Raw genomic sequence first — 10538 nt, 5'->3', positions numbered from 1 at the left:
GCTGTGTATAAGAGACAGGCGCGTGGGTGCGTACGGGGCCGACTGCGCTCCGGCCCGGTGCTTGCCGGTCGCCCGCCTCCGGAAGGGCCTCAGCAGTGAGAGGGCGAAGCGGATAGGGTCACTCATGTCGACGCTCCTTGTGCAGCGTTGGCCATGCCCCGGGACGGGTGCCTTCCGTCGCCGGGGTTCGTTTCGAGGGACCTTACTAGGGTGTACTACCCCCGTCTAGCCTCTAGGGTAGCTATCGAAAGTATGGCCTAGGCTCCTACGGTCATCGCTGTGAGCATCGACAGAGAGGGCCCGGTACCGCCGTACAAGCAGATCGCCACGATCCTGAGGAGGCGCATCGAAGACGGCGAGATCCCTGCGGGACGCCGCATTCCGAGCCTGGTCGAACTCGAAGCTGAGTTTTCTGTGGCCCGCGACACGCTGCGCAAGGCGGTTGCCGTGCTGAAGGAAGAAGGGCTGGTCGAAACCGTAGCCGGGATGGGAGTGTTCGTGCGGGATGGGCAGCCTGGCCGGGGCGCGCGCCGGTGACTGACGTGCTTGCCACTCGACTTCGCAGGGAGGTTCCCTTGCGGCCTGCGACATGGCTACCCGTGATTTCTCGGTATCAGTAGTCTCCTTCGCAAACCAGGTGCTCGTTCACTTCAGCGGTCACCGACTGGACCAGTTCTCCTAGTGCCTCGTGCGCCCGACTGGAATCACCGTCAAATCGGTCCTCGCCTGTTTTGACTATGACCATGTAGCGGTCTCGGGATTCGTGTTCGGGCTGTGTGCAGTCTACGACTGCTGCGGCTCCTCGTTGCCAGGTTGCAGCTTTGAATTTTCCTGGGAAATCGCGAGGGGGTTTTTTCCCGTAAAACTTGGCTACCGCCCGAGGGGACGAAAGGAGTGATTCTTCTTTCCCGCTCATTCTCCAATCCCCTTCGATCCAGAGTTCGATATCCCCGTCGACGAAGTATTGGCACAATCTTTCTCCTTTGTGCCCGTTTGCATTCCCCCAAGATTCGCCGACCCCATCGGTTTTAAGTTCTTCTCCGGGGCCGAATAGCTCGGAATATTGGCTCTTGGGGACTTTGAGGTCGCACAGGCGGTCCGGGACCGAGTAGTCGCGCTTGGGCGGGTCTTCGGTGCAGGAGGTCAGCGAGAGGAGCAGGCCCGATGCGAGCGTGATAGCGCCTATTGCCACCGTCGCGTACCTCGTTCGTTTCATGTTTGAATTCCCTAGCCCTGGGGGTGAGAGTTTCCGTGCTGCCGCTCTGATCCCGACCCGTCGGCGAAAGATAGACCAGCACTCTTGCTGGCAGATTCACTCACTGCTCTGATCAGTTTTTCGTCGTCAAGGCCAGCGTGACGTGAAGCATCTCCCGTGAGCCGGGCAGCGTTTTTCATTGCTGCGGCGTGACTGTTCTCGAAGTCGTACTTGGCTTCGTCCTGTGCCCTCTGCGCCAGTTGCGGAAGGTCTTTCTTCACTCGGTTTTCGAAGGAATCGCTGAGATCTTCCTGGAGCCACCCGACAGGGACTCCGGCCGTTGATCCGCCAGGGGCTTCCCCCATCACCGCAATCGCCACATCGAAGAGTTTGTTCCCATTCTCTCCAGCCTTGATTGCTCTCTTGTTGAAATCTTGTACTTCAGCTATCTCGTCCTCGTAGATCGCACCCGCCTTGGCTTCGCTGAGGATCCCCTCCACTCGTGCGCCTGCAAAGACGGCATTGGATGCCACGTCGTGTGCGTCACTCTTGTCGGATGCCTCGGATAGTTCATTCATCTGCTGCTGCAGGTGCCCCGCCGTGTAGGCTTGTTGAGCTGAACTGATCGTCCCGTATGCTTCAGGGTCGCGCCCTACGGTTCCCAGGAAATTCAGCAGGTGCCCATTGTCGAATTCAGCACCTTCCCCGTGGACCGGGAACTTGTGAGCGGGGAACTGAGCCCGCTGCACGTCTCCCGAGTACTCGGCCGTGATCTCACCCAGCAATGGTCGAGTTCCCGCAAATTCTCCGTCCTTGCGGATCAAGTCGGGGTCGCCGCCGAAGACCTTCACTGTCTCTGCCATGACGCGTGCGTTGGCGGCCGAGTGGGGGATGGGGGTCCCGAGCCCGTCTTCGGGGGTTCGGCCCGTTGTCGCTGCCTTCAGGGCGGCTTCGAAGCCCTCGTGAGCATCCGGATCAGTCACCTGGGCGAAGGGGCGGGGGCCGTCGGCGGCGCCTTGGCCGCCGACGAAGTCCGAGCCCATCTTCCAGTCGCGGTGTGCCAGGTAGTCCAGACGATCGTTCTTCTCGACTGCGGAGGTGGTGGGGTCAGCATCCGAGTTCGGATCGAGGTAGGCCGCTGCGACCCGGGGCTCCCTCGCCATCATGCCAAGTACGCCGTCGTAGGGATCGTTGACGAACCATGACTCGTGCTCGCCGGTGAAATCTCCGGAGAGCTTCCAGATTCCGGGATTCTCCTTTTCCGCTGTGCGGATGTCATCGGCCACGTCGTGGAGGAGTTGCGGTGAGAATCCCTTGCCCCTCTCCATGAGCGTCACGAGTGACTGATATCCACGAGGCTTCCCACGGCCGAGGGTTGCATCCTGGACGGCGCGCATCCCGTACTGCTTCACTCCGGCGGTACGCATACCTTCGCGCCAGCGGTGATACCAGGCACCGTCATCCGTCTTCAGCCAGTCGCGGTAGCGGGACGCGTACTCGGGCGAACCCAGCGCAAGCCGTTTCCCGTTCGCGCCCTTGAACTCGGGCACCCGAGTGGCCGTTGCCAGGGTGGTTGACAGCGAACGGTCGATGCCCAGGTACTGGCCTCGGTGGTCCGTGTCTCCTTTGTGGGCCAGGTCGTTCAGGGCGTTCGTCAGCTTGATGGTGCCCTCGGGGCCGCCGATGGAGTTCAGGAAGGTGCGGGTGAACTCCTTGTCGTCGGAGTTGGAGCGGAGGAAGAGCTGGAGTTCCTTGCGCTCTCCCGCGCTGAGGCCCCCGCCGTCCTTGCCGCTGTCCAGTTTCGTCGCCAGGTCCGCCGAGCGCTTGACGACGTACTTGTCGACGTCGCCGATCGCCTTGCTGTTGAAGCCGTTGTCGGCTCCCTTGCCGTCGGTGTCGGTGGCTGCCGCCTTGAGGGCGAGCATGTTCTCGCGGTCCGCGTCGGCGACCTTCTTCACCGCCTTGACGATGCGGTGGGTCCACTCCCTTTCGCGGTCCGCGCGGCCCGGGTCCCGGAGGATGTTGCCAGCTTCCTTGTCCGACATGCCGCCTGTGTCGGTGGTGCACTTTCCGTACGGGTCGACCTTCATGCCGTCCTTGACGGCCGCGTCGCGGACGGACTCCACGTGCTTGCGGGCCGCGTCCAGCCTGCCGCGGGCGTCGTCCAGGAGTTTGGCTACTTTGTACGCCTGGGACCGGGCCGCGTTCATCTCGTGCAGCGTCACCCTTGACGACATCCAGAACGCGTTCGCGGCCTCGCCGGTCCAGCCCGTTAATCGTTTCCGCACCTGGTCGCGGTAGTTGTCGTGGACCTTCTTGCAGCTCTTGCCCATCGTCCGCCACGCCTTGGCCGTCTCCGACAGGGAGGCGAAGTCGGCCTTCATGACGTCGTGGTACGTCAGCTCCATCGACGGGCTTCCCTCAGAGGTTGTTGAGGCGGCTGGGGGCGGGAGAGGAGGAAGGCGTGACGCCCTGGAAGCTCTGCACTCTCGCGTTCTCTTCGCCCTGGAAGGAGTTGCCCGTGCCCCGCAGCGCCGTCATCTCGCGTTGCAGGTGACCGCGTACGCCCCGCCACGCCTCGTCCCACCGCTTCAGGCAGAAATCCAGGCCCTTCCGGGTGTCCCAGCCCTGCAGGGTGCCGGGGGTGGTGTTGCTGCTGCCGAAGACGGACGTGGACGCGTTCACCGCCGCGCTGCTCTGCCTCGCCACGGCCGGGCCCAGCTCGTTCTCGATGTGCCCGGCCACCGCGCGCTTGGTCGACGGGCTGACCGCGAGATCGGCGTTGCTGCCCGACGACGGTGCGCTGTTGAGGCGCATGCGGGCGGACTCGGCGCTCCGGGCCCAGTCGTGCTCGAACGACATACAGCTGCGCTCCCGTCGACAGTTGTGTGTATCGGCGTGCGGTGTGCGGTCAGCCGCGCAGAGTAGCGCCTTCGGGAAGTTTCTTCAGGGCGAGGGGCGGTATTTCGCCGCAGGCCGGAGCGCTCAGCCGGCGGCCTTTTCCAGCAGGGGGAGGTAGGCGGTCATGCGGTGGTCCTGGATGGCGTCCGTTCCGGGGGCGAACGCGTTCTGGGCGAAGCCCCTGGCGTGGTCGGCCAGGTTGCCGGCCGTCGACATCGACTCGTGCAGGTTGCCGTCCGCGTCGAAGTAGCGGAGGGCTTTCACGTGGTGGTAGAGGGGCTCGGGCGGGAGCTGCGGGACCACGTCGTTGTTGTTGACGAACCGGAAGTGGCGGGCCGTGAACGCGGCGTCGTAGGCGTCCGCCAGGTCCCGGTCGCCGGTGCGGGGCTGGCCGAAGGTGTGGACGCCGTCCGCGAGCAGTCCGGGGGCCTCGAAGTGCAGCCTGGCCGCGGCCAGCATCGCCAGCGCTGCGCCCAGGCTGTGTCCGGTGATCCACAGGGTCTGGTCCTGGTCGCGGAACTCCTCGACCGTCTTCGTCAGCTCCTGGTGGACGACGTCGAGGGCCTGGGCGAAGCCGACGTGGACCATCCCGTGGCCGCCCGGTCCGGTCGTGCCGGGCGCGTCCACGTCGCTGAGCCAGTCGCGGGCCTGGGTGGGCTCGGTGCCGCGGAAGGCCACGACCACCATGTGGTCGCTGCCCGCCACGAACGCCTGGGTGTCGGTGAGCGGCAGCGGCCCCGGATTGCGCGCTTCGAGGTACCGCACCCGGGTGAAGCCCCACTGCCCGGTCCTCTCGCGTACCTCGGGCTCGTCCTTGTAGGCCAGCTCGGAAGCCCGAGCGAGCCAGTAGGCCAGGGGCAGGCTGTAGCCCGTGGTGCGGTGGTCCAGCGCGGGGACACTCATCGCCGCGTCTCCTCTCCTGCGTCTGCGTCGTCCGGGCCGCTCGGTGCGGCGGTCTGCGGATCGATTTCCGGGGGCGCGGCCGCGTACGCGCGCTCGGGGGAGCGTCACCCGTACGGGGTGCCGCGCGGGCGGCGGAATGAGTACGCGTACCCATGTGCTCGGCATCGCGCGGGCGCACTCTGAGCGCATGACTTCTTCTTCGCATTCCGTCCAGCGGCCCAACACCACCGCCTTCTTCGTGCAGTCCGCCGTCGCGTTCGGGCTGGCGCTGGCCGCCCTGCTGGTCGGCATCGTGCGGCTGCCCGTCGGGCAGTGGGAGCGGGGGTTCCTCGCGCTCGGGCTGATCTTCGTCGTCTCGTCCGCCTTCACGCTGGCCAAGTGCGTACGGGACCGGCAGGAGGTCGAGGAGGTGACCAACAAGGTGGACAAGGCCCGCATCGACAAGCTGCTCACGGAGCAGGACCCCTTCGAGCTGCCCAAGGCATGACAGGCATGACAGGCATGACAGGTATGACGAGCATGACGTGCATGACGCGTGCGGTGACGCGTTGACTTCGAGTGCTCTCCAAGCGCTTGACTGCTGCCGTTTGCTGACGGAGTTGAATGAGGGAGTTCCGTATGAGTGAGGCAGTCGACGCGGCGCCGGTCACGCTGGTCACCGGCGGCAGCAGCGGGATCGGGGGCGCTGTCGCGCGGCAGCTGCTGGCCCAGGGGGAGCGGGTGGCCGTCACCGGGCGGAGCGCGGAGCGGCTGGCGGAGTTCGCCAAGGGGGCCGGGGAGCAGCCCGGCGAGCTGCTGACCTTCCCCGGGGACGCAGCCGAGGCCGGGGACGTGCAGGCCGCCGTGGACGGCACGCTGTCCGCGTTCGGGCGGCTGGACGGGGTGGTCGCCAACGCCGGGTTCGCCACGTCCGGGACGCTGGCCGACGGGGACCCGGACGAGTGGCGGGCCATGCTGCTGACCAACGTGCTGGGCCCGGCGCTGCTCGTACGGGCCGCGCTGCCCGCACTGAAGGAGTCGCGCGGGCGGATCGTCCTCGTCGGGAGTGTCGCGGGCTTCGTCCACACCCCCGGGAACCTCTACGGCGTGACCAAGTGGGCCGTCACCGGGCTCGCGGAGAACACCCGGCTCATGGTGACCGGGGACGGGGTGGGCGTCACGCTCGTCGCCCCGGGGCGGGTCGAGACGCCGTTCTGGGAGGCGTCCGGGCGGGAGCTGCCCGAGGGCGCGCTGCTGAGCGCCGAGCACATTGCCGACTCCGTGGTGTGGGCGCTCGGCCAGCCGGAGGGCGTCGACGTGAACACCCTCACCGTACGGCCCGTCGGGCAGCCCGTCTGACCGCTACGGGTTACGCGGACGCCCCGCGTGCGTGCGGGGAGCGGCGGGCGGTGCCGCCGGGCACCGGCTCGCCCGGGTCCGCGCCCAGGGAGACGACGCGGTTCGCGCCGTCCACATGGACGACGCGAGGGCGCAGCGTACGTGCCTCCGCGTCGTCCACCTGGGCGTAGCTCATGAGGATGACCAGGTCGCCGGGGTGGACGTGGTGGGCGGCCGCGCCGTTGATGCCGATGACGCCGGATCCGGGCTCGCCCTCGATGACGTACGTCTCCAGCCGGGCGCCGTTGGTGATGTCGACGATGTGGACGAGTTCGCCGGGGAGCAGGTCGGCCGCCGCCATCAGCTCGGCGTCGACGGTCACGGAGCCGACGTAGTGCAGGTCGGCCTCCGTGACCGTGGCCCGGTGGATCTTCGACTTGAACATGGTGCGCAGCACAGGAGCACACTCCTCGCGGGGACAGGGGTCGCGTCCCCGTGCGGGGGTACGCGCCGACACCGGCAGGGTACCGGGGCGCGGGTGCGCACGGGCCGGGCGCGGGCGGGTGAGAGCCGTCACGCGAGGGGGCTCCCATCCGGGACGCGCGGCGCCGGCGTCAGTCCCAGCGGTAGCCGTCGCCGAGAAGCAAGGTGTGCTCCAGGACGTCCTCCATCGGGTCGTCGATCTGGCCGGCGTTGATCAGCGCCACGCGCGGACCGTTGTGGGAGTTCCTCGGGGACTCGTCGGCGTGGGCCGGGCCGGTGGCGAGGGCCGTGCCCGCCACCGCGAGCGCTCCGCAGGCAGCCCAGCGGGCGAGGGGCTTGCGCATCATGTCCGTCTCCTTGGAGTCTGGCGTGAGCCGTTCGGAACCGCGATGCACTGCCTAATGAGCGGAGCGTGACCGCGTCACGCCGATCATCCGATCTTCAGGGGAACGGGTGGCGCTTCAGCCGAAGCTGACGTCCCGCAGCCACGCGTCCAGCAGCTCCGCCTCGCCCAGCACCTCCAGCCGCTCGCTGTCGGCGGGCAGCCGCCGGTAGAAGGCCAGCAGGAGGTCGGTGAGCGGGCCGCGCAGCGCGACGGTCGCCTTGCCGTGCTCACGGCTCCAGCCGATGCCGTCGGAGCGCAGCTCGATGAGCCACTCGGCCGCGCCGCCCGGCACCGACTCCGGCGCGGTGTCCGTCGCGTGCAGGTGGATGCTGCTCCCCGCGCGCTCCCGGAGCCTCCGGAAGCCCGGGTAGTGCTCCTGCGCCGTGGAGCTGGAGACGATCTCCAGCCACTCGTCGACGCAGTCGGCCGCCACCGGCGGCGGTACGGAGAAGTCGAGCCCGGCTGTCAGGTACGCGTCCGCTCGGTGGATCACCGTCTCGTGCACAGCCCGCCGCGCCCAGAAGGCGGCGCTCTGGTCCTGGGCCCAGGTCCATACGTGCGCCTCGGGCCCGGCGGCCCGCAGCTCCCCGACCACGAGCGCGGCGCTCTCGGCGAACCACGCGTCCACGGCCTCGGCCGGGGCGTCCGCGCCGGGCCCGCCGACATCCGGTACGGACTCGTCCGGGAGCATCTCCGTGGCGCGGGTGCGGACCAGCTCGGCGAACCAGCGGTAGGCGCCGCCGAGGTGGACGGCCAGCTCGCGCATCGTCCAGTCGGGGCAGGTCGGCACGCGGTTGCCGAGGGCCGAGGGGTCTGTGGTGAGGGCTCGCCGGAACAGGTCCGCCTGGTGGGCGAGTTCGTCGCAGTACCGTGCGTGGTCGAGCGCATATCCCGTCATACCGGCAGAGTAGGCCGTCTGTCGCTCAGCGGATGTCCTCGTACGGTACGGAGTTGCAGTCGAGCGTGCTGGTGCGGCCGTCGGTGTAGCGGATCTCGGCCGTGTACGCGCGCGCGTCGTCCGGCTTGCCGAGGCGGGCGGTGAGGACGCGGCCCTTGGCGGTGTGCCGCTCGCCTGAGCCCTTGTGCCGGAGGGTGATCCGCTCGGCCCGGGTCTTGCTGCCGGCAGAGCCGCTGACGACCGCCGCGCCGTCCCAGGCGAGGCACAGCTCGCTGTCCTCCGGCGACTCGTCGCGGTACACGGGCTCGAAGCGGCGCGGGTCGTCCGTGTTCAGCAGCACCCTCCGCACGCTGCCCGGCGCCTCCCTCACCCGTACGATCTCGTGGCGTGCGCGCCGGCCGGGGAGCTTGCCCTGCCACAGCCGCTCCCAGCGCACCTGGGTGGCGAGCGGGTCGGGGTCCCCCTGGAGGCGCTCGGCGCCCCGGCACATCAGCTGACGGGCGAGGGTGCGGATATGCGGGCCGTCGAACATCTCGGCCGCGTCCTTGTCCTCGGTCTCGTCCCGGACCTTGGCTCTTCCGGAAGGCACCTTCGGCTCGTAGCTCACCGACACGGGGACGAAGTCGCTGCTGCGCAGCACGTAGTGAACACGGCGGTAGCCGTCCGGGGTGGCCAGCTTCCCGCGCAGCAGCAGTCCGGTGGTCGGGCAGTCGGAGAGCTCGCGGTGCACCTCGCGGGTGCTGCGGAACGCGGGGTCGTAGGGCTTCACCGGTTCCGTCACCCCGCCGGAGACCTTGAGCTTGCGCCAGGTGTAGTCCTTGCCGTCCAGCCCGGCCGCTTCGAGCCCGAACAGCGTGGTGGGCAGCGCCAGCCGCGTCGTGCGCGTGCGCGGGGAGCGCTGCAGCGGGTTGAGCCTGCCGTCCTCGCGGCCCCAGTCCAGCACCACGGGGAGGGCGTCGGCGGCGCGGTCTGGGGGAGCGCCGCCCGAGGGGGCGCGGTACGGGCGGGTGTCGTAGTCGTCCTTGCCGTCCCGGTCCCGGTAGCGGGCCAGGAGCAGGCGGCTGCTTCCGGATTCGCCGTAGGAGTTCTGCACCAGGAGGAGGACGGTGGGGGCGCGGTCGGGCCCGGCGTGTCCGGCGTAGAGCAGCCGGGCGGACGGGGGCGTCAGGACGTTGGAGCGCCGCTGCGCGTCGAAGCCGCCGCTGTCGGCCTTGCGCCGCACCTTGCCGTGGTGCACGGCGACCGCGCGTACGGCGGCCCGCAGCAGGTCCTTGTCTCCGGTGAGGTCCCCGCGCGCGGCCCAGTCGGCGCCGGGCGCCCACCGGCTCTCGTCATCCGGGTTCTTCGCGTCCGCGGCGGACTGGACGACCGGCTCGTCGTCGGCGAAGGCCAGCACCGGCCCCTCCCGCCACTGGTGCGCCGCCCAGCCGACGGCCGCGCCCGCCACCAGGCAGAGCGCCATGGCCACGGTGGCGGTCGTCCGCCAGCGGCGGCGCAGTACGCCGCCGAGTCTGCCGAGCCTGCCGCGTATCGCGCCGAACCGCACGCCGATCGTCCTCCCCCGTGTACCGTCCCCGTTCGCCGCCCGTTCCGGACGTTCCGGCTCAGCACCCTATCCGGGGGCGCTCGACGCGGGCGTCACCCGCGTGGCGCGGTGTGGATACCGGGCGGCACCGGCCGCGGCCGGAGTATCGGTGCATGACCGAATGCGACGGAGCCAACGGCTCAGCACCCCGGCCGGCGCGGCCGGGCACCTCCTGGTACCAGCCCATGCGGGGGCGTGACACGGCCGAGGAGGGGCGCACGGCGACCCCGCTGGAGCTGCTCTACGACCTCTGCTACGTCGTCGCCATCGCGCAGATCGGCCTCCAGCTGGAGCACGCCGTCGCGGAGCACCACTACGCCACTGCGGTCACCGGTTTCGGCTTCGCCTTCTTCGCCGTGTGGTGGGCGTGGATGAACTTCACCTGGTTCGCCTCCGCCTACGACACGGACGACGTGCCCTACCGGCTCGGCCGGCTGGTCCAGATCACCGGCGTCCTCGTCATCGCCTCCGGTGTGCCGCGCGCGTTCGAGGACCTGGACTTCACCGTCCCGATCCTGGGCTACGCGATCATCCGGATCGTGGCCATCGCCGAGTGGCTGCGGGCCGGGGTGCAGACGCGGGATCCGGGGCAGCGCACCGCCGCTTTCCGGTACGCCCGCGGCATCGCCTTCGCGCAGGCCGGGTGGATCGCCTGGCTGTTCCTCCCCGACGCGTGGCGCACCGGGTGGGCCGTGGCGTTCATCGTCGTCGAGCTGCTGGTCCCGCCGTACGCCGAGCGGCATGCCCGTACGCCGTGGCATGCGCACCACATCTCGGAGCGCTACGGCCTGTTCACCATCATCGTCCTCGGCGAGAGCATCACCGCCGCGACCGTCGGCATCCAGCAGGCGGTGGACGGCAAGGCGGAGGC

Annotated in this window: 12 protein-coding genes; 4 read left to right on the top strand and 8 right to left on the bottom strand. The window is 69.0% G+C overall.

Translation table 11 applies throughout. The features are described 5' to 3' along the window. Window positions 1-279 precede the first annotated feature (279 nt). Window positions 280-537 (top strand): GntR family transcriptional regulator, encoded by a 258-nt coding sequence (locus G5C65_RS22240; RefSeq protein WP_165300674.1) that lies wholly within the window; start codon window positions 280-282, stop codon window positions 535-537. 76 nt (window positions 538-613) lie between these two features. Here G5C65_RS22240 and G5C65_RS22235 read toward each other — a convergent pair whose 3' ends face one another. From G5C65_RS22235 to G5C65_RS22220, 4 genes are all read right to left on the bottom strand, one after another. Further along, a complete protein-coding gene (locus tag G5C65_RS22235; RefSeq protein ID WP_165300673.1) occupies window positions 614-1216 on the bottom strand; it encodes a hypothetical protein in 603 nt (200 codons plus the stop codon). Between the two features lie 11 nt (window positions 1217-1227). Further along, window positions 1228-3603 carry a DUF6571 family protein gene (locus G5C65_RS22230; protein ID WP_165300672.1) on the bottom strand — a complete coding sequence of 792 codons (2376 nt, stop codon included), beginning with the start codon at window positions 3601-3603 and terminating at the stop codon, window positions 1228-1230. A gap of 13 nt (window positions 3604-3616) precedes the next feature. After that, window positions 3617-4057 (bottom strand): hypothetical protein, encoded by a 441-nt coding sequence (locus G5C65_RS22225; protein ID WP_165300671.1) that lies wholly within the window; start codon window positions 4055-4057, stop codon window positions 3617-3619. Between the two features lie 123 nt (window positions 4058-4180). Further along, complete coding sequence (locus G5C65_RS22220) at window positions 4181-4999, bottom strand: lipase family protein (protein ID WP_165300670.1); 819 nt, start codon at window positions 4997-4999, stop codon at window positions 4181-4183. A gap of 187 nt (window positions 5000-5186) precedes the next feature. Between G5C65_RS22220 and G5C65_RS22215 the strand changes: the two genes are divergently transcribed. Both G5C65_RS22215 and G5C65_RS22210 read left to right on the top strand, forming a co-directional pair. Further along, a complete protein-coding gene (locus G5C65_RS22215; protein ID WP_206442136.1) occupies window positions 5187-5486 on the top strand; it encodes a YiaA/YiaB family inner membrane protein in 300 nt (99 codons plus the stop codon). A gap of 131 nt (window positions 5487-5617) precedes the next feature. Then, the gene (locus tag G5C65_RS22210) at window positions 5618-6337 is read left to right on the top strand and encodes an SDR family oxidoreductase (RefSeq protein ID WP_165300669.1); all 720 of its coding nucleotides are present in this window, start codon (window positions 5618-5620) and stop codon (window positions 6335-6337) included. A 10-nt stretch (window positions 6338-6347) separates the two neighbouring features. Here G5C65_RS22210 and panD read toward each other — a convergent pair whose 3' ends face one another. The 4 genes from panD to G5C65_RS22190 form a co-directional block, all read right to left on the bottom strand. Further along, window positions 6348-6773, bottom strand: coding sequence for an aspartate 1-decarboxylase (gene panD, locus G5C65_RS22205; RefSeq protein ID WP_165300668.1), 426 nt, complete (start codon window positions 6771-6773; stop codon window positions 6348-6350). Between the two features lie 157 nt (window positions 6774-6930). Further along, a complete protein-coding gene (locus tag G5C65_RS22200; RefSeq protein ID WP_241265970.1) occupies window positions 6931-7143 on the bottom strand; it encodes a hypothetical protein in 213 nt (70 codons plus the stop codon). Between the two features lie 117 nt (window positions 7144-7260). Further along, window positions 7261-8082: a maleylpyruvate isomerase family mycothiol-dependent enzyme gene (locus G5C65_RS22195; protein ID WP_165300667.1), complete on the bottom strand. Its 822-nt coding sequence runs from the start codon at window positions 8080-8082 to the stop codon at window positions 7261-7263. Window positions 8083-8107: 25 nt separating this feature from the next. Next, complete coding sequence (locus G5C65_RS22190; RefSeq protein WP_165300666.1) at window positions 8108-9628, bottom strand: hypothetical protein; 1521 nt, start codon at window positions 9626-9628, stop codon at window positions 8108-8110. A gap of 152 nt (window positions 9629-9780) precedes the next feature. Here G5C65_RS22190 and G5C65_RS22185 point away from each other — a divergent pair. After that, a partial coding sequence (locus tag G5C65_RS22185; protein ID WP_241265969.1) for a low temperature requirement protein A occupies window positions 9781-10538 on the top strand: 758 nt, incomplete at its 3' end.

This window comes from Streptomyces boncukensis, from assembly GCF_011045075.1.
In the GTDB taxonomy this organism is placed as follows: domain Bacteria; phylum Actinomycetota; class Actinomycetes; order Streptomycetales; family Streptomycetaceae; genus Streptomyces; species Streptomyces boncukensis.
This window is presented reverse-complemented; position numbering and strand designations above follow the sequence as displayed.